Source organism: Pyxidicoccus caerfyrddinensis (genome assembly GCF_010894405.1).
In the GTDB taxonomy this organism is placed as follows: Bacteria; Myxococcota; Myxococcia; order Myxococcales; family Myxococcaceae; genus Myxococcus; species Myxococcus caerfyrddinensis.
This window is the reverse complement of sequence record NZ_JAAIYA010000004.1, coordinates 229,673-253,351: the sequence shown is the minus strand read 5'-3', so window position 1 is coordinate 253,351 and position 23,679 is coordinate 229,673. Positions and strand designations below refer to the sequence as shown.

The 23,679-nt window shown below is 70.6% G+C and carries 21 protein-coding genes; 13 read left to right on the top strand and 8 right to left on the bottom strand.

Annotation, left to right across the window (positions count from 1 at the left end):
- Positions 1 to 5: 5 nt before the first annotated feature.
- On the bottom strand, positions 6 to 335 hold the full coding sequence (locus tag G4D86_RS11460) for a hypothetical protein (RefSeq protein ID WP_163992651.1): 330 nt from the start codon (positions 333 to 335) through the stop codon (positions 6 to 8).
- A 150-nt stretch (positions 336 to 485) separates the two neighbouring features.
- Between G4D86_RS11460 and G4D86_RS11455 the strand changes: the two genes are divergently transcribed.
- Positions 486 to 2,135: an MbnB/TglH/ChrH family RiPP precursor modification enzyme gene (locus G4D86_RS11455; protein ID WP_205519556.1), complete on the top strand. Its 1,650-nt coding sequence runs from the start codon at positions 486 to 488 to the stop codon at positions 2,133 to 2,135.
- A 61-nt stretch (positions 2,136 to 2,196) separates the two neighbouring features.
- Entirely contained in the window at positions 2,197 to 2,832 is a 636-nt protein-coding gene (gene udk, locus G4D86_RS11450; protein WP_163992647.1) for a uridine kinase, read from the top strand.
- On the opposite strand, the gene G4D86_RS11445 is transcribed toward udk, so the two are convergent.
- Positions 2,833 to 3,864, bottom strand: coding sequence for an alpha/beta fold hydrolase (locus tag G4D86_RS11445; protein WP_163992645.1), 1,032 nt, complete (start codon positions 3,862 to 3,864; stop codon positions 2,833 to 2,835). It lies immediately after the preceding gene.
- A gap of 52 nt (positions 3,865 to 3,916) precedes the next feature.
- On the opposite strand from G4D86_RS11445, the gene G4D86_RS11440 reads away from it, so the two are divergent.
- Positions 3,917 to 4,831, top strand: a complete 915-nt coding sequence (locus G4D86_RS11440) for a hypothetical protein (RefSeq protein WP_163992643.1) — start codon at positions 3,917 to 3,919, stop codon at positions 4,829 to 4,831.
- Between the two features lie 37 nt (positions 4,832 to 4,868).
- On the opposite strand, the gene G4D86_RS11435 is transcribed toward G4D86_RS11440, so the two are convergent.
- Positions 4,869 to 7,064, bottom strand: coding sequence for an outer membrane protein assembly factor BamB family protein (locus tag G4D86_RS11435; RefSeq protein WP_163992641.1), 2,196 nt, complete (start codon positions 7,062 to 7,064; stop codon positions 4,869 to 4,871).
- A 112-nt stretch (positions 7,065 to 7,176) separates the two neighbouring features.
- On the opposite strand from G4D86_RS11435, the gene G4D86_RS11430 reads away from it, so the two are divergent.
- The 6 genes from G4D86_RS11430 to G4D86_RS11405 all read left to right on the top strand — a co-directional run bounded on the left by G4D86_RS11430 (position 7,177) and on the right by G4D86_RS11405 (position 14,027).
- Positions 7,177 to 9,336 (top strand): HTH domain-containing protein, encoded by a 2,160-nt coding sequence (locus G4D86_RS11430; RefSeq protein WP_163992638.1) that lies wholly within the window; start codon positions 7,177 to 7,179, stop codon positions 9,334 to 9,336.
- A 67-nt stretch (positions 9,337 to 9,403) separates the two neighbouring features.
- Complete coding sequence (locus G4D86_RS11425) at positions 9,404 to 10,318, top strand: HEAT repeat domain-containing protein (protein WP_163992636.1); 915 nt, start codon at positions 9,404 to 9,406, stop codon at positions 10,316 to 10,318.
- Positions 10,296 to 10,955 (top strand): hypothetical protein, encoded by a 660-nt coding sequence (locus G4D86_RS11420; RefSeq protein WP_163992634.1) that lies wholly within the window; start codon positions 10,296 to 10,298, stop codon positions 10,953 to 10,955. Before G4D86_RS11425 ends, G4D86_RS11420 begins: the two co-directional genes overlap by 23 nt.
- 99 nt (positions 10,956 to 11,054) lie before the next feature.
- Positions 11,055 to 12,074: a biotin--[acetyl-CoA-carboxylase] ligase gene (locus G4D86_RS11415; protein WP_163992633.1), complete on the top strand. Its 1,020-nt coding sequence runs from the start codon at positions 11,055 to 11,057 to the stop codon at positions 12,072 to 12,074.
- Positions 12,075 to 12,126: 52 nt separating this feature from the next.
- Complete coding sequence (locus G4D86_RS11410; RefSeq protein WP_163993220.1) at positions 12,127 to 12,897, top strand: type III pantothenate kinase; 771 nt, start codon at positions 12,127 to 12,129, stop codon at positions 12,895 to 12,897.
- Positions 12,894 to 14,027 carry a hypothetical protein gene (locus G4D86_RS11405; RefSeq protein WP_163992631.1) on the top strand — a complete coding sequence of 378 codons (1,134 nt, stop codon included), beginning with the start codon at positions 12,894 to 12,896 and terminating at the stop codon, positions 14,025 to 14,027. Before G4D86_RS11410 ends, G4D86_RS11405 begins: the two co-directional genes overlap by 4 nt.
- A gap of 70 nt (positions 14,028 to 14,097) precedes the next feature.
- Here G4D86_RS11405 and G4D86_RS11400 read toward each other — a convergent pair whose 3' ends face one another.
- The 4 genes from G4D86_RS11400 to ald all read right to left on the bottom strand — a co-directional run bounded on the left by G4D86_RS11400 (position 14,098) and on the right by ald (position 18,960).
- The gene (locus tag G4D86_RS11400) at positions 14,098 to 15,846 is read right to left on the bottom strand and encodes a response regulator (protein WP_163992628.1); all 1,749 of its coding nucleotides are present in this window, start codon (positions 15,844 to 15,846) and stop codon (positions 14,098 to 14,100) included.
- A 195-nt stretch (positions 15,847 to 16,041) separates the two neighbouring features.
- A complete protein-coding gene (locus tag G4D86_RS11395; protein ID WP_163992626.1) occupies positions 16,042 to 16,926 on the bottom strand; it encodes an anti-sigma factor family protein in 885 nt (294 codons plus the stop codon).
- Between the two features lie 23 nt (positions 16,927 to 16,949).
- Positions 16,950 to 17,591 carry a sigma-70 family RNA polymerase sigma factor gene (locus tag G4D86_RS11390; RefSeq protein WP_163992624.1) on the bottom strand — a complete coding sequence of 214 codons (642 nt, stop codon included), beginning with the start codon at positions 17,589 to 17,591 and terminating at the stop codon, positions 16,950 to 16,952.
- A 241-nt stretch (positions 17,592 to 17,832) separates the two neighbouring features.
- Positions 17,833 to 18,960, bottom strand: a complete 1,128-nt coding sequence (gene ald / locus G4D86_RS11385) for an alanine dehydrogenase (protein ID WP_163992622.1) — start codon at positions 18,958 to 18,960, stop codon at positions 17,833 to 17,835.
- 199 nt (positions 18,961 to 19,159) lie between these two features.
- Between ald and G4D86_RS11380 the strand changes: the two genes are divergently transcribed.
- Complete coding sequence (locus G4D86_RS11380; protein ID WP_163992621.1) at positions 19,160 to 20,464, top strand: radical SAM family protein; 1,305 nt, start codon at positions 19,160 to 19,162, stop codon at positions 20,462 to 20,464.
- A gap of 42 nt (positions 20,465 to 20,506) precedes the next feature.
- Here the strand turns inward: G4D86_RS11380 and G4D86_RS11375 are convergent, their stop codons facing one another.
- On the bottom strand, positions 20,507 to 21,364 hold the full coding sequence (locus tag G4D86_RS11375; RefSeq protein ID WP_163992619.1) for a response regulator: 858 nt from the start codon (positions 21,362 to 21,364) through the stop codon (positions 20,507 to 20,509).
- Positions 21,365 to 21,532: 168 nt separating this feature from the next.
- Here G4D86_RS11375 and G4D86_RS11370 point away from each other — a divergent pair, with 168 nt between their 5' ends.
- The 3 genes from G4D86_RS11370 to G4D86_RS11360 are packed head-to-tail and all read left to right on the top strand — an operon-like array spanning position 21,533 to position 23,669.
- Positions 21,533 to 22,015, top strand: a complete 483-nt coding sequence (locus G4D86_RS11370) for a chemotaxis protein CheW (RefSeq protein ID WP_163993218.1) — start codon at positions 21,533 to 21,535, stop codon at positions 22,013 to 22,015.
- The gene (locus G4D86_RS11365) at positions 22,012 to 22,392 is read left to right on the top strand and encodes a Frizzy aggregation protein FrzB (RefSeq protein WP_163992617.1); all 381 of its coding nucleotides are present in this window, start codon (positions 22,012 to 22,014) and stop codon (positions 22,390 to 22,392) included. The genes G4D86_RS11370 and G4D86_RS11365 overlap by 4 nt, the downstream gene beginning before the upstream one ends.
- Positions 22,393 to 22,397: 5 nt before the next feature.
- Positions 22,398 to 23,669: a methyl-accepting chemotaxis protein gene (locus G4D86_RS11360; RefSeq protein WP_163992615.1), complete on the top strand. Its 1,272-nt coding sequence runs from the start codon at positions 22,398 to 22,400 to the stop codon at positions 23,667 to 23,669.
- Positions 23,670 to 23,679: the final 10 nt, after the last annotated feature.

Sequence of the window (23,679 nt, the reverse complement as noted above, 5' to 3'; positions counted from 1 at the left end):
GCTGACTACTGCGGCGCGCACTCGAAGCAGCGGATGGCGCAGTAGGTGCCCGAGCCATCGCACTGCGGGCACTCGCGCTTGCCGCCGGAGCAGGCCATCGCTTCGACCTCACCCGTGGGCGCGGCCGGAGGCGTGCAGTCCAGGCACGCGTCGCCGCAGTAGGTGCTGTGGCCATCACACGACGTGCACAGGTACTGGCCCTTGGGACATCCGGCGGCCTCCTGCACCTGCTGGGACTCCTGCGGCTCCTGCGCTTCGGGTGACTGGCTGGGACCGCAGCCGACGGTCAGCACCAACGCCAACGCCGCGGACCATGCGAGCAACTTGGAGCTCATGATGTTTCCTCTGTGAAGGGGGGAGGGGACTGCACCGCCACGCTAGCCGCTTGTCCTGGCTGCGAAGAAGCGCCTGCCATCGCGCTGCAATCTGACAGGACCGATGTGTCGACCGTGGCGATGACAGCGGAGCGCGTCTACGTTCGTGGAATGACGCACGTGGACGCCGACATGTGGACGCTGCCCTGGCGCGGGCTGGGGCTGAGCAGCAACCTGAGCACGGCGGACGTGCCTCAACCGTATCGACTGCTGGACGCGTCTCCGGGCCTCTTCGACTACGTCGAGTACAGCGCGCCGTTGTCGCTCGAAGAAGCGAAGGCGCACGCGTCGCTGTTCCCGGAGATGTGGCGGCGGCGTCCCGACGTACCCGTGCTCTTCCACCCCGTGCACCTCAACCTCTGGGGCCCGGAGCTGGAGCCCGCGTCGGCGCTCGCGGAACTGGACGCGCACGCGCGCACGGTGGGCAGTCCGTGGGTGGGCAACGACGTGGGCTGGTGGCACGTGGGCGGCCAGCCCTTCCCGGGCTACCTCTACTTCACGCCGCCGTTCAACGAGGCGGGCCTCGCGGACTGCGCGGCGCATGCGCTCCATGTGCAGCGGCACCTCTCCATGCCCCTGGTGTTGGAGAACCCCGCCGTGCTCGCTCGCCGAGGCGAATGGCACGTGCTGGACTTCATGTCCCGGCTGCACGCACGCACCGGGCTGCCGCTGCTGTTGGACCTGGGTCACCTCTTCAGCCACCAGCTCTCCGCGGGCCTGCCGCTGGAGGCGGGGCTGGAGGGCTTCCCGCTCGACCAGGTCATCGAAATCCACCTCGCGGGCGGCGTGGTGACGCGCCGGGGCTCGCGCCAGTTCTACGTGGACGATCACACGCAACCGGTGCGCGAGGAACTGTTCCAGCTACTGGAGTCGCTCCTGCCGCGCTGTCCCTCGCTGCGCGCCGTCACCTTCGAAGGGGACGGGCACCCGCCCGAGGTGGCCAGGGTGTCACTGCGCCGGCTGCGCAAGCTGGTGCCCGCGGGTGAGCGCCCTCCGCTGACGTTGCGCGCGCCGCGTGACCTCACCGTGCCACCGCTGACCGGTGAGAGCCGGCCGTGGGAATTGTTCGACGCGGGCCATGGCGCCACGCCCGCGGCTTCCGTGGAGGACGAAGAAGGGACGCTGGCGGACCGGGACTTCCGGCTCGCCGTGGTGGCGGAGGTGCTGGACCGTGAGTGGCCGCTCACGCGCCTGCTCGTCGCCGGCACGGGAGAGTCTCTGGCCGCCTTCACCGGCTCCTCCGAGTACCGTGGCTTCTTCGGCGGCACGGGCCGCTCGCTGGGACAGGTCTTCTCCAAGTGGGCCATGCGTCACCTGCGCGAGCACCCCGACGAAGGCGCCTCCGCGGCGCTCGCGCTGGAGATGCTCCTGCCCACACTGTTCCTCCGTCCCGTGCCCCCTCCGGGCCCGGGGCAGGTGGGGCTGGCGGAGGACGTGCGCATGGGCGCCCTCCCGGTGGACCTGTCGGAGCTCGTCTTCGCCGCTCGCGCCGTGCGCCGTCACCTCACGGCCCGTGCGTGGGCCTGTGGCTCGCTGGAGCTGTCGGGCCTGGAGTCGCTGGCGCAGGTGGCCCGGCGTCCGGGCCAGGGGCCGTGGAGCTTCCTCGTCCGGCGCAGGGGAGGGGCGCACGAGGTGCTGACGGTGGCGCCCGCTCTGTCGGAGTGGCTGCGCAAGCTCGCCTCGCGCCCCATTCCGGTCGAGGAGGCGCCCCCCGCATTGCTGGCCGAGGCCCAGGGGCGCGGGCTGATCCGCCGGGGTTGATTCGTCTGGAACCGGACTGAAGCCTTGCGCTGGCCCCTCCGGTGGGGTACGTGCCGCCGCCATGGCGTCCCCCCTCGTCGTCGGCATCGCGGGCGGCACCGCGTCCGGCAAGACCACCGTCGCCCGCAAGGTTCGCGAGGCGCTGGCCGATTGCCGCGTGGCCTTCATCGATCAGGACTCGTACTACCGGGACCTGAAGGACCTCCCGCTGGCGGACAGGCGCGAGGTGAACTTCGACCATCCGGATGCGTTCGACACGGACCTGCTCGTGAAGCACCTACGCGAGCTGAAGTCCGGCCGGCCCATCCAGAAGCCCGTCTACGACTTCGTCACCTCGTCCCGTCAGCCGCGCACCATGGGCGTGGACCCGGGCGACATCATCCTCATCGAAGGCATCCTCGTCCTGCACATGAAGGAGGTGCGCGACGAGATGGACGTGAAGATCTACGTCGACGCGGATGACGACCTGCGCATCCTTCGTCGCCTCACCCGCGACATCAAGGACCGCGGCCGCGACTTCGACCACGTGGTGGGCCAGTACCTGCGCCACGTGCGCCCCATGCACATGGGCTTCGTCGAGCCGTCCAAGCACTTCGCGGACATCATCATCCCGCACGGCGGCAACAACGAGATTGCCATCGGCATGCTGGTGGGCGCCCTGCGCGGGAAGCTCTCCGGCGCGCCCCCGCGCGAGTAGTCAGCAGCGCCGCAGGAAGTCGCCCAGCGGGCCAATCAGCCGGTCCGCATCCGACAGGAGCGCGCCGTGGTCTCCAGGGCCCGGCAGCTCCAGCAGGCGCGCGCTCACGCCCGCCGCAGTCAGCAGGTGGTACGTGTCCCGCACGCGACTCACCGGCGCCAGCACGTCCGACGAGCCCGCCACCAGCAGCACCCGCGCGCGGATGTGCTGGAAGCAGTCCGACACGTCGCCCCCCGCCCACGCCGAGCACAGCGTCGCCCAGGACACCGGGTCGAAGGTGTCCGCGAACGCGTCGGCCTCTGCCTCCATCGCCACCCGAGCGGACTCGGGGTCCGGCCAGTGCGAGGCGAGGTACTCGCGCCCGTACAGCAGCTTCTGGAAGTCCAGCCTCAGCCGGCGCATCGTCTTGCGCGGCAGCGTGTCCGGCCCGTAGAGGCCCTCGCGGAAGTCCGGGTCCGCGCGCAACAGCTGCCACGACAGGCCCAGCTTCTCGCGCACGCCCTCGGGTAGCGCGCGCGCCGTGCCCAGTGTCACCACACCGGCGGCCAGGTCCGGGAAGAGCGCCGCCAGCCGCAGCGCCACCTGGCCACCCAGGCCCACGCCCACCAACCCACGCACCTGCTTCAGCCCCAGCGCGCGCAAGCACGCGGACACGCCGCGCGCCATGTCCAGCACCGTGAGGGGCGGCATGTTGAGGCCCCAGCGCTCACCCGTCGCCGGATCCGCCGAGGCCGGTGACGTGGTGCCGAAGGGACTGCCCAAGAGGCCCGGTACCACCACCGGCGTGCTCTCCGGATCCAACGCCAGCCCCGGCCCCACCAGCGCTTGCGCCCAGCCAGACGGTTGGTAGGCCGAGTCCTCTAGTGGACCCAAGGCTCGGTGAGAATGGGAGACGTCGTGCAGCAGCACCACCGCTTTGCCGTCGGACGGTTCCCCGTAGCACTCCCAGGCCACCTGGGGATTGCCCAGAAGCTCCCCCTCCTCCAAGGGAAGCGGCGCGGAGAACAGGTGGGTGCCGGTGGCCTGGATCACGTTGGGGAATTTTCATATCACTGCCAGCTCCAACGCACAGGAGCCAGCCTTCGTGAAGCGCTACTTCGGAGTCATCGTCATCATCGCGGGGGTGTTGCTGGCCGCCGTCATGAGCTACCGCAGCGCCAGTGCCAAGGCGAAGGACGCCCAGCGCGACGCGGATGCCCAGCGCATCCAGGCCGAGTACCTCGAGCGCGTCGGCTGGATGCGCGCCAACCCGAACGAGGCCGCCTACAAGGAGGAGCTGAAGCCCTTCTTCCGCGCGTACTTCGAGCAGGTGGACACGCACCTGACGCAGTTCGCCGGCAACAAGAAGTTCGACGGCTACCTGGAGGAGCTGGAGAAGCGCTCCGAGAGCGGCAAGGAGGAGCGCGCCAACGACAAGAAGGCCTTCTACGAGTACACGCGCAAGGTGTTCGACAGCCTGCGCGAGGGCAAGTACAGCCCGGTGTGGACGGCCACGGACAAGGGCATGCGCCTGGACATCGTGTCGTCGGACGTCGTCATGGTGCTGGGCAAGCCGCAGATTCGCCTGCAGCTGGCGCTGTGGGGCGCGCAGCGCGCGCTCAAGGACGAGGGCAAGGTGAAGAAGATGATGACCAGCGCCTCGTTCGACACGGTGTGGAAGCTGACCGACGCGAAGGGGAAGCTGCTGGGCGAGATGCGCGGCAGCGACCCGGCGATGAAGGTGGACTTCCCGGAGCGCTACATCCCCCAGTTCCCCCCGCAGATGGTGCTGGGCCACTACGACCTGGACCAGTTGCCCAGCGGCGTGGCGAAGCTGGAGATGACCATCAACGTCTCCTCGCACAGCGCTTCCGGCGGTGACGCCACCGCCAACTACGTGTGGAAGCTGGACGTGCCCTCCGAGTGGAAGCTGGGCGCCGGCGAGACGTGGGAGGGCGCCACCCAGGAGGAGCGCCCCGAGGAGGAGATCGACCCGGACAAGTCGGCGAAGAACCAGTAGCCCCCCCGGGAGGAGCGGCGCGGGATGCTGCCCGCGCCTACTCCACCACGGTGAAGTGCGACGCCAGCCGGTACGAGGACAGCGTGCCGGCGTCGTCGAGGAAGTAGAGGTTGAGGCGCACGTCCGCCTGGAGCGCGACGAGCCCCACCCCCACCCGGACCTCCGCGAGCACCTGGCCGCCGCGAGGGTCCACCGCCCGCACCCGCTCGCCCGGCACCAGCGTCACGCCCCTCGCGGTGCGGGCCGGGAGCGCGCGGATGAGCGGCTCGCCCGCGGCACCCACGCGCCAGTCCACCGTGCCATTGGCGGCCACGCGCGCGGCGGCCCCGGACGGGCTCGTCACCACCACCGCGCGAGGCAGCGGCGACAGCGCGTAGGGCCCCGGCCCCAGATTCAAGGGCCGCTCCCAGACGCGCTTGCCCTTGGAGTCCAGGCACAAGAGGACGCCGTCGCGCTCGCGCTCTCCGGCGAGGAACACGCGGGGCCCTACCGGCAGCGGAAGGGACGGATGGGTGAGGTCCGGCTCGTGCGTCCACACGGTTTCACCGGTGTGCGCGTCCGCGAGCAGCACCGCCCAGTGCGAGCCGCGCCCCAGCATGGACAGGAAGCGCCGGCCCCACGCCACCGGTGGGCAGTGGAAGGGCATGGGCGCGCGCATCCGGTAGCGCACCTGGCCGTCTTCCAAGTCGAGCCCGTAGAGGTAGCCCGAGTCGGTGCCCACCAGCGCGCGGTGGCCCTGGGTGGACAGCCAGCTGCGCTGCGTGCGCGGAGGCGCGAGGCGCCAGACTTCGCGGCCGGTGGCCTCGGCGAAGGCGACGACGGTGCGGTCCTCGGAGAGGGTGAGCAGCAGCCCGTCCTTGCGCAGCAGCAGCGGGCCCAGGGGGATGCCGTCGTGGTCATGCAGCCAGCGCGCGCCCGCGCCCCGGCCGGTGAAGCCGTACACGCGCGTCATGTCCGCCGCCACCGCGTGCCCGTCCGCGGAGGCCGCCACGCCCAGCGGCGCGGCGCGCTTCCACAGCAGCGTCCCGTCCTTGCGCGAGAAGGCCGACGCGAGCTGCGGCGCGCAGTACACCGGCCCGTGCCGGCCCAGCAGCAGCTTCGCCTCCTCGGCGTCCGACAGCCCGCGCTTCTCCCACAGCTTCTCGAAGCGCAGCCGGCGCAGGCGCCCGGGCACCTTCAGCGGCTTCGACGTGCCGCGGGCCGCCCGGGCCTTCTTCTCCCGGGCCGCGCCCTGCGCCTCGGGGGGCTGCACCGCGCCGCGCAGGTGCGACAGGCCCTCGCGGCAGCGCTCCGCCAGCTCCACCAGGTAGGGGTTGCCCACCTGCGTCCGGTCCTCCTCCACGAAGGCCGCGGCCAGGGACTCGCCCAGGTGGAAGAGGGCCCCGGCCAGGGCCTTGGCGTCGAGCGGGAAGGGCGTGCCGGTGCGCCCGGGCTTCGCCTTGCCGCCCTTCAAGTCCAGCACCAGCACCGGCCGCGCGCCCGCGGGGGCCAGCTCGAAGCGCTCCTCGCCCAGCTCCACCGCGCGGGCCAGCTCCACCGCCTGCCGGGACAGCTCCAGCACCGCGAGGAAGGGCGGGCCCGGGACGCGCCAGGCCTCCGGCCGGCCCGGCAGCGCCAGCCACACCTCGCCCCCGGCCAGCAGCGGGGCCAGACTCCCCGCGGTGCCCCGCTCGCCCGCACGGCCGGCGGGCACGCCCACGTCGCGCAGCTCGAAGCCGAAGCCGGGCACCTCCTGGGGCTCCACCCGCTTCGTGGACGGCTTCGCGCGCGCCTCCTCGGGGGGACGGGCGGGGCGGCGGAGGACCTTCAGTGGCTCCCCCAGCGCCTGGGAGAGGGACGTGGAGAGCGCCTTCGGGGCCACCCGGGTGACGTCCGCGAGGAAGCGCTCGGCGCCCTCCCGGACGGCCACGGCCAGCTCGTCCACCTCCACGCGCACCGGTGGCCGCAGCAGCCGGGCGGGGCGGGCGAGGCTCGCCACGAGCAATTCCACCTCCGGTCCCACCCGGCGGAGCACCAGCTCCAGGTGGGCTTCCGGCAGGGAAACCTGGGCCAGCCGCTGTCGCCCCCCATAAATGGCCGCAACTGAGCGCACCAGCGCGGGCACCACTTCTGCTAGAGACTCCTCCACGGCCCCGGACAGCAGGTCCACCCCGTCCAATTCCAGTGCGATGGAATCGAGCGGGGAAGTCGCGGGTTCGCGTTTCCAACGCTGTCCGATGCGTATGCGGGTCATCTTCTGCGGGTCATCTTCCGTTCGTTGACAAGCCAGTTTAGCGATGGCTAGCATCCGCCACCCATACGGACCTACATTTTTGTAACCGTTCGGAATTCTTGGGGAATACTCGATGACATTCTACGAGGCCGCGCTCCGTGTCCTGGAGAGCGAAGGTCGTCCCCTCCATTTTCTCGAAATCACTGAGAAGTCCATCCAGCAGAGCCTGCTTTCCCACGTGGGCAAGACGCCTGAGGTGACGATGCTGTCGCGCCTCGCTGCCATGGCGCGCCGCACGCGGGATCGCAAGGTGATTGTCACGGCGAAGGACACCTTCGCGCTGGTGGACTGGTCGATTCCCGAGGATGCGGAGGCTTTGGCACAGACTGGCGTAATCGAGCCACATCCGGAAGAGGACCTGCCGCCGCTGCGTCCTGCGGAGCGCCATCCCGAGCCTCGCGTGGACAACGTGAAGGTGGCGGGCCGTGGCAGCGACCGCAAGCGCCGCCGCGACGAGGAGGAGGAGCGGGGCGGGCGCCGCAAGCGCTTCCCGCCGCTGCCGGAGGTGGTGTTCGAAATCCTCAGCGAGGAGGGCATCGCGCTGCGCACCGAGCAGCTCATCGAGCGCGCCCGGGGCAAGGAGCTGTGCGCCGAGGAGACCACGGTGGAGGCGGTGCTCACCGCCCTGCTGGAGGACAACCAGCGCCGCATCGACGCCGGCCGCCGCCCGCAGTACTCCTTCAACAAGGAGACCGGCGAGGTGACGCTGGAGCGCGCGGGCGCGCCGAGCGAGGCCCCGCCGCTGGAGCTGCAGGCCGCTTTCGCGCAGGCGCTGGGCATCCCCCTGGAGGCCGGGCGCCCCCTGCTGGGCAAGCCGGCCGCCGCGGCCGCCGCCGAGCCGCTGGCGGACGCCACGCTGCTCACCACGCTGCGCACCACGCTCAAGGACGCGCGCCGCGCCGTGGCGCGCGGGCTGCGCAAGCGCCTGGGCGAGCTGGACGTGGGCACGTTCGAGAAGTCCGTCGTGAAGATGATGCACGGGCTGGGCTTCCGCGAGCTGAAGGTGGCGAAGCGGTCCAAGGAAGGCCCGCTGCTCACCGCCCGCAAGCGCGAGGGCAGCGTGGAGCTGCGCTACGCGGTGCGCATGCTGAAGGGCGCGCCCGGCATCGACCGCAAGACGGTGCAGGAGCTGCGGCGCGACCTCGGCCACTACTCCGCGCAGGTGGGCCTGCTGGTGAGCGCCGGGGATGTGCGCGGCGACGCGCGCACCGAGGCGCAGGCCAGCGGCTCGCTGGTGATGCTCTGGTGCGGTGACGCGCTGGGCGAGAAGTTCCTCGAGGCGGAGACGGCCGTCACCGTCACCCGCGTGGAGCTGTTCGAGGTCGACGAGACGTTCTTCGAGGCCGCGAAGCTGGATGCCGAGGAGGCCCAGAAGCGCCGCGAGGAGCGCCAGCGCGAGAAGCAGGCCCGGGGCGAGGGCGAGGAGGCTTCCGCGGAGGCCACTCCCGGCGCGCCGGAGCGCGAGCGTCCCCGCGAGAAGCGCCGCCGCGAGCGCGAGGCCCGCGAGGCGCGCGAGGCGGAGGAGACCGCCGAGGTGTCCGGGGCCGCCGAGGCCACGTCCGCCACTCCCTCGGCCGAGAGCGCGCCCGTCGCCGCGCCGCCCGCCGCACCCGTGCAGCAGGCGGGTGAGGACGAGGAGGGGGACGACGACGAGGAGGGCGATGACGAGGACCTGGAGGCCGCCAGCGCCTTCGTCGGAGGCGCCCGTCCCGAGGGTGCCGCCGCCGAGGGTGGTGCCGAGGGCGCCCAGGGTGAGCGCAAGCGCCGCCGCCGCCGCCGTCGCGGTCGCCGCGGCCGTGGCAACCGTGAGGGTGCCGCCCCGGGGGCGACGCCTCCGGCCGAGGGTGCCGCCGCTGCTCCGGCTGGGGAGGGCACCGCGCCTTCTGGTGAGGCCGCTGCCGCCCCTGCGAGCGAGGCCCCGGTCGCGCCTTCCGCCGAGGCCACCGCTGCTGCGCCTGCGGGTGAGCCCACCACCGCTTCGACAGGGGAGGCCACCGCCGCTCCTTCGGAGGAGGCCGCCACGGAGCCGCGCGGCGCGGAGGCGCCCACGTCTGTCGCATCTCCGACTCCCGACGATGACAACTCCGGAAGTGTCGGAGGGGGGCGGGCGGCCACCGCCGAGGCCCCCGCCGCCGCTCCTTCGGGGGAGGCCGCCACGGAGCCGCACGCCACCGAGGCCACCGAGCGTCGCGAAACGCCCCCTCCGGACTCGTCCGAGGGAGGCCAGGGCTGACGAGGGACTTCAGGCAGGCGGGGAATGGCCGGCGCCGTCGCCTTCCGGGTGTTAACCTGGAGGGGCGATGAAGCCGGCCCTGGTGCTCGCCTCCTGCGTCGTCCTACTCGGTGCCTGCCGCTCGCAGGCGCCGCGCTACCCGGTGGCGCCGGTGGAGGTCTCCGGCACCACCGTGCGGGACAACGCCCTGCTGGGGCTCGCGCCCGAAGGGGTGGCGACGCTCTTCACGGAGGCGCTGAAGTCCTCCGGACGCTTCGACCCGCAGGCCGAGGACGCGCCCCGCGAGGTGCGCCCCTGGCGGTTGACGCTGGACGTACCCTTCACCCGCGAGGTGCTGAAGGACGGAGACCCGCGCAGCTTCGCCGAGGTGGGTGCCAGCCTCACGCTGGAGCGCTTTGGCGGAGACCTCCCGCAGCACTACGAAGTGGTGGGCCTGGGCGAGGCGCCCGTCGAGAAGGACTCGCCCGCCGGGCGGCAGGAGGCCATGCGCGTGGCGCTCCAGAGCGTGCTGCGCCAGGTGACGGACTCCGCCGTGCTGCAGCTCGCCGCGCTGGAGCGCACCGACGACGCGCTCGTGCAGGACCTGCGGGCGGATGACGCGCGCCTGCGCGACGTCGCCCTGCACACGCTGGCGGACCGCCAGCACCCGGCCGCCGCGCCGCTGCTCATCGAGCAACTCAAGGACGCCACCGACGCGGACTCGCTGCGGAAGACCATGGGCACGCTGGTGGAGATGAAGGCGCGCACCGCGGTGCCCGTGCTCATCGACCTGGCGCGGGGCAAGGAGCTGGGCTTCGTGCAGGAAATCGTCTTCGCGGTGGGCGAGATTGGTGGCCCCGAAGCGGAGGCCTACCTCTACACGGTGGCGCAGGGACACGACGCGCCCGCGGTCCAGGCCGCGGCGCAGCAGGCGCTGGACACGCTCTACGCATCACGCAAGCACACGACGGCGGAGGCGCGTGGCCCGGGCCACGCGGACTGAAATCCTGATGAAGCGTTCATTCGGCGTGGGGGCGGTGGCCTTGCTGGCCACCCTGGTGCTGGGCAGCGGCTGCTCCAAGAACGTGGAGGCCGCGCCGAGGGCGCCATCCACCGACAACGTGGCCCAGTTCTACCCGCTCGCGGTGGGCAACCGCTGGACGTACCGGCTCAATGGCATCGCCAACAAGCAGGTGACGGTGGAGATCCTCGGGCAGGAGGAGGGCTACTTCGTCGACAACCAGAAGGGCCAGCTCGCGGTGGACGCCTACGGGCTCCGCGACGCCAAGCGCTACCTGCTGCGCGGGCCGCTGGAGGTGGGCCACTCGTGGACGAACGTGGTGTCCGTGTCGTCCACGGAGCGCTACCGCATCATCGGCGTTGGCGTGACGTGCCAGGCCCCCGCCGGCACCTTCCAGGGCTGTGTCCAGGTGGAGGGACGCAACCGGATGGATGCGAACGCCACCCTGGTGAACACCATGTCCTTCGCCCCCGGCGTGGGCATCGTTCGCCTGGACATCGCCGTGGAGGGGAAGGACGGCCAGCGCACGCCGCAGGTGCTCATGGAGCTGACGGGCTGGCAGCTCAGCGATGGCCAGGGCGGAGGTCGCCCCGCCGCGGAAGCCCCTCCGGCCGGCTGAACGCCCGCTGCGAGACGGGGCGGGGACGGGGGAGGCGTGGCGGGTTGAAAGCCCGGCCGCCCCTCCGTACCCTGGCGCATCTTCCGCGAGGATCCTTCCGTGCCCGCCGATTCGAACGAGCAGACGCAGGAGGAGCTCATCCTGGGCTTCCTCTCCGAGAGTGGGAGCGACTTCACCTCCGGAGAGGCGCTCTCCGGCAAGCTGGGGTTGTCGCGCACCGCCGTGTGGAAGCGCGTGGAGGCGCTGCGCACCAAGGGCTACCGGATTGAGGCCATCTCCGCCCGGGGCTACCGCCTGCTGGAGGTGCCGGACCGGCTCACCTCGCTGGAGCTGGCCCCGCTGCTGACCACGCACGACCTGGGCCGCACCGTGCACCACCACGACTCGGTGGGCTCCACCAACGAGGTGGCCTTCCGCCTGGCGCAGGACGGGGCCGAGCACGGCGAGGTGGTGGTGGCCGAGCAGCAGACGGCCGGCAAGGGCCGCCGGGGCCGCGCGTGGGTGTCCCCGCCGGGCCTCAACCTCTACTTCTCCGCCATCCTCCGTCCGGAATTGCCGCCGCAGCGCGCCCCGGAGCTGACGCTGGTGGCCGCCGTGGCGCTGGCGGAGGCGCTGCGCGAGCAGGGGACGGAGGCCGCCATCAAGTGGCCCAACGACGTCCACCTCGACGGGCGCAAGGTGGCGGGCATCCTCACGGAGCTGTCCGCCGAGCCCGAGCGCGTGCACTTCGTGATTGTGGGCGTGGGCGTCAACCTCAACTCCCGCGCCGAGCACTTCCCGGACGAGCTGCGCGAGACGGCCACCTCCCTGGCCCTGGCCACCGGACAGCGCGTGCTCCGCGCCCGCTTCGCCGCCACCCTCTGGGGCCGGATGGAGGAGTGGCTGGACAGGTACCTGGAAGAAGGCTTCGACCCGGTGCGTGCCCGGTGGAAGGCGCTGTCCTCCACCCTGGGCCAGGACGTGCTGGTGCGCACGGACCGGCAGGAGCTGCGCGGGCGGGCCGAGGACATCGACCCGTCCGGCGCGCTCATGGTGCGGACGGAGGGGGGCTCGCTCGAGCGGGTGCTGGCGGGCGACGTGGAGCAGCTCCGGCCCCGGAAGCCGGCACGCCCCAGGTAGGGCCGGGGAGGGCAGCCGAGGTGGCCGCCTTCGCGATAGAGTGCGCGGTGTGATGCTTCTGGCCATCGACGTTGGCAATACCAACACCGTCCTTGGAGTCTTCGAGGGCCGGCGCCTGCTGGACCACTGGCGGGTGGAGACGAGCACCCGCCGCACCTCGGACGAGTACGGCATCCTGGTCCGCCAGCTCTTCACCCACAGCGGGGTGGACGCGGCGAAGGTGTCCGCGGTGGTGGTGTCCAGCGTGGTGCCGCCGCTCCAGTTCAACCTGGAGAAGATGAGCGAGCGCTACTTCCGCACGCGCCCCATGTTCGTCGGGCCGGGCGTGAAGACGGGCATGCCCATCCTCTACGACAACCCGCGCGAGGTGGGCGCCGACCGCATCGTCAACGCGGTGTCCGCCTACGAGAAGCACCACTCGGGCGTCATCGTCGTGGACTTCGGCACCGCCACCACCTTCGACGCCGTGTCGCCGAAGGGCGAGTACCTGGGCGGCGCCATCTGCCCCGGCATCAACATCGCCATGGAGGCCCTGTTCCTGAACGCCTCCAAGCTGCCGCGCGTGGAGTTCGCGCGGCCCCCGCACGTCATCGGCCGCAACACCGTGCACTCCATCCAGTCCGGGCTCGTGTTCGGCTACGTGGGGCTGGTGGACGGCATCTGCGCGCGGATGCAGTCGGACCTGGGCTTCCCGGTGCGAGTCGTCGCCACCGGGGGGCTGGCCGCGCTGGTGGCAACCGAGTCCAAGGCCATCCACGAGGTGGACGAGTTCCTCACGCTCGAGGGCCTGCGCATCATCTACGGAAGGAATCACGCCTCATGACCACCGCCGTCCCCAACGCCGTCCCGGCGCCGCCCCCCGGCTGTCCCTTCAACGCGGAGTTCCTGCCGCCCAACCTGCGCAAGCACGTGGACCCGGCCGCGCCGGTGCCGCTGCGGATGATGGCGGCCAAGTCGCTGGTGCCGCTCAGCCCGTCGGACATGCTCGGCGCGCTCTTCATGCTGACGTTCGACCCGGACGCCGCCGTGCGCGACACGGCGACGAAGACGGCCGCCAACCTGCCGGACAGGATTCTGGGCTCCGCGGTGCGCGACGAGGAGGTGCAGCCCCCCGTGCTGGGCTACTTCCTGGGCCTGCTCAAGGCCAAGGAGGCCTACGCGGAGATGCTGGTCCTCAACGCCAGCACCCCGGATGACGCGGTGGCCGACGTGGCGAAGGACTGCTCCGCGAAGCTGGCGGAAATCGTCAGCCAGAACCAGCTGCGCCTGCTGCGCCACGAGGACATCCTCCGCAACCTGTGCGTCAACCCCAACGTCCCCGTGTCGCTCACCGACAGCGTCTGCGACTTCGCGGTGCGCAGCGGCCTGGTGCTCGCGGACGTGCCGCAGATGAAGACGGCGCGCATCCGCCTCTTCGGCCCCGAGGCCGCCGAGGCCCCGCCGGACCCGGGCCCCACCGCCGAGCAGGTCCTCCAGGAGTTCCAGGAGGTGGCGGGGGAGGACGCCGCACCGATGGAGGAGGGCAAGAGGCTCACGCTCGCCCAGCGCATCATGAAGATGTCCATCGCGGAGAAGATCAAGCTCGCCACGCTGGGCAACAAGGAGGCCCGCGGCACGCTCATCCGGGACACCAACAAGCTGGTGGCGGTGGCCGTCATCCGCAGCCCGCGTCTCACCGACGGTGAGGTGCTCTCCTGCGCGGCCAACAAGGCGATGATGGATGACGTGCTGCGCGTCATCTACAACAACCGCGAGTGGACGAAGCACCAGAAGGTGAAGCTCGCGCTGGTGAAGAACCCCAAGGTGCCGCTCACCGTCACCATGAAGTTCCTCAACTCGTTCCGCGACGGCGAGCTGAAGGACCTCGCCCGCGACAAGAACGTGCCCGCCGCCGTGCAGTCCTTCGCGAAGAAGCTCCACGAGAAGAAGACCGCCCCGAAGAAGCAGGGGTAGGGCGGGGCGGGACAGCGGCCCCGGGCTTTCAGTCAACGCCCGGGGCGGGCTTCAGGACTTCAGGAGGACTTCAGGCCGCGGCCTCGTCGGCGTCCGCCACGGCGGAGGCCGGCTCATCCAAGAGCTGCTGGGCGATGGCGAGCGCCTTCTTCGTCTTCTCGCGCAGCTTCTCGTCGTTCTTGATGCGCGCGTAGAGCTTCGTCACGCGCTCCTCGTCGCGCACCGCGGCGGCCTCCAGCTCGCTGATGCGCTTGCGCAGCTCCTCGGCCTCCTCGGCCGCGCGGGTGCCCTGCTCGGACAGCTGCGCGTTGGCGTCCTCGAGCTGCGCGCGCAGTGCCTCGGCCTCGCGCTGGGCGGCGTCCACCTGGCCGCGCAGCCCTTCCGCCTCTTCCTGGGCGGCCTGCAGGTCCGCCTCGAGCTGGCCGGTGCGGCCGCGCAGCTCCTCCACCTCGGCGCTCAGCCCCTGGGCCTGGGCCTGGTGCTGGTCCACTTCCGTCTGGAGCGCGGACAGCTGCGCGGCGGCGCCGCGGGCCTCTTCCTTGGCGGCGGCGAGCTGCTGATCCACGCGCTTGCGCTCCGTGGCCAGCGTGTCCGCGCGCGTGGTGAGCGTCTTCAGCTGCGCGTCGCGGCGGGCAATCTCGGAGTCGGCCGTGCTGGCCTTCTGCTCCAGCTCCAGGTGCTGGTCCTTGAGCTCGACGATCTCCTGGTCCTTCTGGTTCAGCTCCGTCTTCAGGCGGAGGATTTCCTTGTCCCGCTTGTTGACGGCGTCGCGCAGGGCGAAGGTGTCCTTGTCGTTCTTCCCGGTGGCCGCGCGCGCCGTCTCCAGCTCGGTGGCCTTGCCCTCCAGCTCGGCCTCCAGCTCACGGACGCGGTCCTCGGCCTGCGTGGCCTGGCCCTGGGCGTCGTTGAGCGCGCCCTGCAGCTCGGCCACCTTCGCGCGCAGGTTGCGCAGCTCCGCGGTGTCCGCCGCGGCCATGGCCGGGGCCGCCGTCACCGGGGGCGCGGCGGTGCGCGCGGGAGGCGGCGGCGTGCGCGCGGGCGGCGGCGCCACGGCGCGCACGGGCTCGGGCGGACGCACCGGCTCCGGCGGCGGGCGCACGGGCTCCGGGGGCATGAAGCCCACCACCGTCTTCTCCGAGTCATCCAGCGCGTCGAGCGCGTCGTCCGCGTCCGAGCCCAGCGAGTCCAGCGAGGCGAAGTCCTCTTCCACGCCCTCCACCACCGCCTCCGGCGGGGCGATGACGGGCTCCTCGTCAATCGAGGGCTCGTTGTCGGGGGCGGACATGTCGCTGAAGGCGGCGTCGAGGTCCAGCTCCTCGCCCTGCACCGCGGCCTCCTCGCCGGTGTCGACGGAGATCTCCTCGCCGAAGTCCGCCGTCATCGGCTCGTCGCCGAGCGCGTCCAGCGTGAGGCTCTCGTCGACCACGTCCTCGGACGCCGGGAGCTCCGGGAAGCCGATCAGCGCGCCCACGCGCTCCACCAGGAGGTTGGCGTCCACCGGCATGGCGACGTACTCGTCCGCGTGCGCCTTCAGCTTGCGGTGCTGCGCGAAGCCGTCCGGGTTGCCGACGATGACGATGGGGACGTTCTTGAGGTCGTCGTCCTTCTTCAGCTTGCCGCAGATGAGGTAGCCGTTCTGCCCCGCGGACAGCTCCACGGCGATGACGGTGAGGTCCGGCCGGTCGCGGCGAATCTGCTCCACGCTGCCCTTGCCGTCGGCGGTGTCCTCCACCGTGAAGCCTCGGGCCTCCAGCGCGGGACGCAGCGTGGCGGCGAGGGCGGTGTCGCTCTTTTCGACGATCAGGATTTTCTTGGACATGGAGGGACGGCCCGTCCTGCGGTGCGGCGCGCACGTGTGCACCCCACGGGCGACAGCGCGCGAAATAGGAATTCGCCGTCGAGGCTATCGGCCATGCAGGGGACCGTCAATGTTCCGCCCCGACGGAATCCCGGCCGCCCGGAGAGCGGGCAGGCGTCATGAAACGAACGTTTGGGAGGTGCCGGACAGCGCGACTCAGCGAGGGAACTTCACCGTCTCGATGGGGACGGACGGACGCGAGTGCTGCGCGGGCGCGGGCGAGAACAGCGGCTCTTCGGACTGCGGCGGCTCCGACTTGCGGGCAATGGCCTCACCGCTGTCACGCTCGGAGAGCATCCGGCGGATGTCGTCCTCGTCCATGTCGGTGACCATCTCGTAGACGATTTCGTCGTCCCGCCAGGTGACGACGTTGTAGCCCTGCGCGGAGTCCACCTCCACCGCCTTCAGGGTCTGGACTCTCGGCGCCGCCGCCTCGTCGTCGGGGACGACGAAGACGCTCAGACGGCGGCTCGGCTCGCCTTCCTTCTGCGGCAGCGTCTCGTAGCTGATGAACGCCACTTCCTTGCCGTTGAGGATGGAGATGCGGCCGCCCAGCGGCTTCGCCTTGGGCAGCTGCGGCAGGGTGACGCGCGGGTCCACCTTGTCCTTGAACCACTCCTCCATCTGTTCAGGGGAGGCGGAGGCGATTTCGTAGGGCAGCACCCGATTGTGGCGCTGGATGGCCTCGCGGCGGGCCAGGCGCAGGCGCTGCTCGGACTGGTACGCCACCCAGCCTCCGCCCACCGTCACCACCACCAGGGCCATGGCGCCCGCGCGCAGCCACACGCCGTACTGGGCGCGGCGCTGCTCCCGCTTGAGTCCGCCCTGGATGCCCGCGCGCAGGGACGCGGGAGTCCGCATCCCCTGCACGGAGTGGCGTGCGGCTCGCCGCAGCGCCAGCTTCATCTGCGTCTCCTCCTCCACGCGGCGCTGACATGCGGCGCAGCCGGAGAGGTGGGTTTCGAGGTCCACCCGCTCCTCCGGCTGGAATTCGCCGTCGAGGTACGGATAGAGGAGCCGTTCGAGTTCCTGGCAGGTCATGGGCGCGCGGGAGGAACCTGTTTCTACCCTGTCTTCTTCCTGTTCCGGTACTCTTCGAGGTCTGCGGGGGCGTTCACCGGCTCACCATCATGCCGGAATACACCCTGGCCCACCGCGTACTCGCGCAGGTTCTTCTGCAACAGCTTGCGCCCGCGGAACAGCCGGCTCATCACCGTGCCCACGGGACACTCGAGAATCTCGGCGATCTCCTTGTAGGAGAACTCCTGCAGGTCCGCGAGGATGACCACCAGCCGGAAGTCGATGGGCAGCGCGTCGATGGCGCGCAGCACGTCGTCCGACAGGAGCCGGTCGAAGAAGTACTGCTCCGGGTTGGCCGCGAAGTCCGTCGCGTCCCGGCTCACGAAGCGCTCGTGCACGGCCTCGCGCTCCACGCCCTCCACCACCGTGCGCTCCTTCACCTTCCGGCGGTACCGGTTGATGAAGGTGTTGGTGAGGATCTTGAAGAGCCAGGCCTTGATGTTGGTGCCCCGCTCGAACTTGTCGAAGAAGCGGTAGGCCCGCATGCAGGTGTCCTGCACGAGGTCTTCCGCATCGCGCTCGTTCTTCGTCAGCCGCAGGGCGGCGGAGTAGAGCGGGTCCAGGTGGGCCAGCGCCAGCTCTTCGAATTCCTGCTTCGTTCGGTTGGGTTGCCTGAAGTCCAACATATCCCGCCTTCCAAGGGCCCGAAACAATTGGGGAATGAGTTGTCGCCTGCCCATCAATGTATGCACGGGAACAGACTGGGCAACAACGGCATCCCTGCTACACCCGGCCGCACGCCCGCTTCGGGAACGCTAGACGCCCGCCGGGAGAAGATATTCCCCATCAGGAATAACGAACGGGGAGGCCGGATGTCGCCATCCGAACCTCCCCGCCGGGTCCTGCCTGACTGGCTGCCTGCTGGGCCTACTTGCGGCCGGCGAGCGCGTCCGCCAGGGGCACGTAGTCGTAGCCCATGTCCTTGGCGACGGCCTCGTAGGTGACGTGGCCGTTGTAGGTGTTCATCGCACGGGCCAGGGCGCGGTCGGACTTCACGGCCTCGACCAAGCCCATGTCGGCGATCTTCCGCGCGTAGGGGCGGGTGGTGTTGGTGAGCGCGTACGTGGACGTCTGCGGCACCGCGCCGGGCATGTTGGCCACGCAGTAGTGGACCACGCCGTGGACGACGAAGGTCGGGTTGTCGTGGGTGGTGGGCTTGCAGGTCTCGATGCAGCCGCCCTGGTCCACCGCGACGTCGACGACGACGGAGCCGGGGCTCATCTCGGCGATGAGCGCCTCGGAGACGAGCTTCGGCGCCTTGCCGCCGGGGATGAGCACGCCGCCGATGACCAGGTCCGACTCGCGCACCGACTTCGCGATGCTCTCCGTGTCCGACGCCAGCACGCTGGTGCGGCCGAGGAACACGTCGTCCAGGTAGGTGAGGCGCTCCAGGTTGACGTCGAGGATGGTGACCTCGGCGCCCATGCCCACGGCCACCTTGGCGGCGCACAGGCCCACCACGCCACCACCGATGACGGTGACGCGGCCGCGGCGCACGCCGGGCACGCCGCCCAGCAGGATGCCCTTGCCCCCGTGCGCCTTCTCCAGGCACGCGGCGCCCACCTGGATGGCCATCTTCCCGGCCACCTCGGACATGGGCTTGAGCAGCGGCAGGCTGCCGTCATCCAGCTGCAGCGTCTCGTACGCGACGGCCGCCGCCTTCTTCTTGAGCAACGCCTTCGTCAGCTCCGGGTCCACGCCGGCCAGATGGAAGTACGTGTAGATGATCTGGCCGGGCTGGATGCGCTCGTACTCGGGCGCAATCGGCTCCTTCACCTTGACGATCATCTCTGCGCGCTTCCAGACCTCGTCCGCGCTGGCGACGATCTGCGCGCCGACGCGCTGGTACTCCGAGTCGGGGATGCCGGAGCCGACGCCGGCGTTCGTCTCGACCAACACCGTGTGGCCCGCGCTCGTGAGCGCGCGCACACCCGCCGGAACCATGCCGACGCGGTACTCACGGGTTTTGATCTCCTTGGGAACTCCGACGATCACGACTGCCTCCAGAGGGGGACTTGAAATCGCGCGGACCCTATCCAAAACCCGGGGGGAATCAAGGCGCGCCTGGAAGCCGGATGCATGCCTCCGGTGAGACGGAATAACCCCTCACGTATGACGCGCGGCGTTGAATGCGATGCGTCTCGTGCTGCTTCGACGTCGAAGAAACGCGGGCCCGGTGGTAGTTGAGGAAGACATGACGTCCGCACCGAAGCTGCTGTTCGCCGACCCCAAGGGCCGGGTGATGGAGCATCCGTACCTGCTCGCCACGCTGCGCAGCGGGGAGGAGCTCGTCCCGCCGCAGGACAAGCCCATCCCCCTGCCGGAGGCCGGACGGCTCGTGCACCTGCCTGGTCGCCTGCCGGTGGGGCTCCATCCGGAGACGGGCGAGCTGGAGCTGGTGCGGGAGATGAAGGTTGGCGGCAAGACGTTCGTGCCCAACGCGGTGGGTGCGCTGCTGCCGCCGGGCTACACGCGGACGTTCCTCCCCGGCGAGGTGAAGGGCAACGGGCCGGTGCTGCCGCAGTGGGCGTACACCGCCGCTGCGTGGGTGGGCGAGGGCCCGGTGGCGTGGGCGATTCACACCGACCGCCGCTCGCATTGGGACCCGGAGCGCTACTCCACGCCGGAGATGAAGGCACTGGTGGAGCAGCACATGGAGCGCTTCCCCAACAACCGGGTGCTGAAGCAGCTCAAGACGTGCGCGCTCATCTACCGGTGCTTCACGTCGCAGAACACGTTCTACGTGCGCGACGAGGCCGCCATCCCCGCGTCCGTCATGTGCAACGCGCGCTGCGTGGGCTGCATCTCCGACCAGCCCGCGGACGGGCCGCCCGCCTCGCACGAGCGCATGGACGACGGCCCCACCGGCGAGGAGATGGGACAGATTGGCCTGTTCCATCTGCAGCACGCGCCGGGCCGCACCATGGTCAGCTTCGGCCAGGGCTGCGAGGGTGAGCCGCTCACGCGCTGGAAGCAGATTGCTGAAGCCATCCGCTACATGCGCGCGCACTCGCGCGAGGGCTCCATCAACATCAACACCAACGCCAGCCTCACCAAGGGGCTGGAGGCGCTGTTCGACGCGGGGCTGGACGCCATCCGTGTGTCGCTCAACTCGGCGGTGAAGGACCTCTACGAGGCCTACTACAAGCCGGTGAAGTACGGCTGGGAGGACGTGGAGGCGTCCATTGCCCTCGCGCGTGAGCGCGGCGCGTACCTGGCGCTGAACCTGCTCCTGTTCCCCGGCGTCACCGACCGCGAGGGCGAGGTGAAGGCGCTGGAGCGGCTGGTGAAGAAGTACCGCGTGGACCAGGTGCAGACGCGCTCGCTGTGCATCGACCCGCTCCAGTACCTGGAGGTGGCGCGCGACAAGGGCGCGGGCGGCGAGCCCGTGGGCATCCGCACGCTCTTGCAGCGGCTGAAGGCGGCGCGGCCGGGGCTCGTCATCGGCAACTTCGCGCGCGGCCTGGACGAGCGGGAGAACGCGGCCGGGCGAGGGTAGGGGAGTCGGGACACCGGGGGCCGGTAGACGGCCCCGCGAGGACTACTCGGTGGGCGGGGGCATCAGCTCCTTGGCCACCAGGTTGCCCATCACCGCGTCCTTGGGGATGTAGCCGTCGGCGCCCGCCTCGCGGCAGATGCGCTGGAGCTCCTCGACATTCTCACCCGAGCACAGCAGCACCTTGATGCCCTTGAAGAGGCTGTTGCTCTTGATGAAGCGGCAGAACTGCTCGCCATTCACGTTGGGCATCCGCACGTCCAGCAGCACCAGGTCCGGACGCGTCTGCTTCTTGAGGATGATCTTCGTGGCCTTGTCCGCGGTGTCGGCCACGTGCACCTCGAAGCCCTTGGACACGAGGTCCGCTTCGATGATGCGGGCCGTCATCTCGCTGTCGTCCACGATGAGGATGCGCGGCTTGCGTCCGCCCGCGGTGGCCGGCTTGGCGGCGGGGATGCCGCCGGTGGCCGCGGGGGCCTGGGGCGCGGCGGCGGGAGGCGCGGCCGGAGCGGCGGGCACGGCGGTGGGGACGCCCAGGGCGGGAGGTCCAATCAACCCCATCACGCCGCCCAGCACGGCCTCCAGGCCGCCGCTCTTGAGGATGTAGCCGTCCGCGCCGGAAGCCTTCGTCTTGCCCTGCAGCTCCGCCTCGGGGATGTCGGAGTACAGCACCAGCTTGGCGGTGACCTTCTTCTGCCTCCGGAGATACTCGACGACATCGTCGCCGAACATCTCCGGCATGTTCACGTCCATGAGGATGAGCGCGAACGGCCCCTCGGTGAGCTTCTGGTCGAGGCTCGCCAGGTCCTGCGCGCCGCTCGCCTGGTAGCCAGCGGCGGTGAGGGCCCGTACGGTGAGCTCCACCAGCATCGGGCTGTCGTCAATGACCAGTACGCGCGACATCGTCCTCCTCAAAGGAATCCCGCTAACCCTACACCTTTGAATCCGCGCGGACCATCGAAACGGCGACCGAGCAGCCGGCCTGTCGGGTCTACTTGACCGGTTTTCGTCCCCTCCGGATACTTTGCCGCCTTGACCACGACCCCCACACCCCTCCAGCGGGCACTCCGGATGGCTCCGGACCGCGCTGTGGCTGCCCAGGCCCGACCCGAGCAGGAGTTCTTCTGCTTCCGGGTGGGAGACCTGCGGCTCGGCGTGCCCAGTGAGAATGTGCTCGAGGTTCTCCGCGCGGGCCTGCTCACTCCCCTGCCGAGGACTCCTTCCTTCATCATGGGCGTCACCGGCCACCGAGGAGAGGTGCTGCCGGTCGTCGACCTGCTGCGCTTCCTCTCCAAGGGAGAGGCGCGCATCGGCCCGCGCACCCGCCTGTTCGTCGGCATCACCGGCAGCTACGTGGCCGGCGTCGTCGCGGACACGGTGCTCGGCCTGCGCCGCATCCCCGTGTCCGAAATCCTGCCGCCGCCGCTGGGCGGTGACGCCGCCGCCGAGCACCTGCTCGGCGTGGTGCACGGCAGCGGCAACCAGGACGCCATCAACCTCCTCAACTTCTCCAAGCTGCTGCAGACCGCGCGGCAGCGGGCGGTGGCTCGATGAACGACGAGCACGTCCAGGAGCAGGAGGTGGTGGACATCCTGTTCTTCGACATCGGCCACTCGCTGTACGGCACCGACGCGTCCCAGGTGCTGCGCATCGACCGCTCCCTGCCGGAAGACATCACGCTGCCCGGGCTGGGCCTGCCTCTCCGGGGCCACCGCGCCATCGTCTTCGACACGCCGGAAGGCGAGGGCCACCTGAAGGTGGATGCCGTCCACGCCGTGCGCTCCATCCCCCTCAACTCGCTCCGCCGGATGCCCCCCACGGCCGGAGCGGCCCCCTATGCCGTTGGCGTGTACCTCGAAGAGGCCCGCGCCGTGTTGCTCATCGATCTGGTGGAAACCGCCAGGACCCAAGGAACTCAAGGAAGGCACTGACCGCAATGTCCCTGGACACCCCCAACGACAAGTCCACGTCCAAGGCTCGCTCCGCCCGGAAGGCCCCCGCCTCCAAGGCGTCCGCGGGCTCCAAGGCCAGCGCCAACCCGGCGACGACCCAGGCCCAGTACAAGGCCTTCACCGACACGCTGCTGACGGTGCTTTCCGGCAACCTCCAGGCCCGCGTTCCCAAGGAGCTGGTGGGCGAGAGCGCCTCGGAGATGGCGCACCTGCTCAACCAGGTGCTCGACAATCTCGCCGCGTCCGAGCACCGCAAGCAGGTGTCGGCGCAGGAAATCGACCAGGCGCTGGACTCGCTCATCGGCCTGGTGCGCGAGGGCGACCTGTCCCGGTGGAACACCACCACCGAGGACCCCCAGCTCGGGCCCCTGCTCGAGGGCTTCGGCAAGGTCATCGAGACGCTGCGCACCTTCGTGCGGGAGATCAACGAGGCGGCGCTGCGCCTGTCCTCGTCCGCCAACCAGGTGCTCGCGGCCTCCACGCAGCATGAGACGTCTTCCACGGAGCAGGCGGCGGCCATCCACGAGACGACCGCCACCATGGAGGAGCTGAAGCACGCGTCCGCGCAGATTGCCGAGAACGCCGGCAGCGTGGCGCGCGTGGCGGAGGAGACGCTCGGTGCGGCTCGCGCGGGCCGTGGCGCCATTGGTGAGTTCATCCAGGCCATGCAGCAGATCCGCAGCGACGGCGTCGCGGTGGCGGACTCCATCGCCAAGCTGTCCAAGCGCGTGGAGCGCATCGGCACCGTGGTGGAGGTCATCGACGAGATTGCCGACCGCTCGGACCTGCTGGCGCTGAACGCGGCGCTCGAGGGCAGCCGCGCGGGTGAGGCCGGCAAGGGCTTCTCCATCGTCGCGGCGGAGATGCGGCGCCTGGCGGAGAACGTCCTGGACTCCACCAAGGAGATCAAGAACCTCATCACCGAGATCCGCGAGGCCACGGCCGCGGCGGCCGGTGCGGCGGAGGCTTCCAAGGCGGCGACCGAGTCCGGCGAGAAGCTGGGCGCGGTGGCGGCGCAGGCGGTGGAAGGCATCCTCGCCGGTGTGCAGGAGACCAGCGACGCGGCCCGCGTCATCAACCTCGCCACGCAGCAGCAGCGCACGGCGACGGAGCAGGTGGTTGCGTCCATGGCGGAGATCGAGGACGTGACGCGCCAGACGACGCAGGCCTCCAAGCAGGCCACGGGTGCCGCGGCGGAGCTGACGCAGCTCGCGGGCCGGCTGGCAGAGCTCATCAAGCGTTTCAAGGCCGACTAGCGCTTCCTGG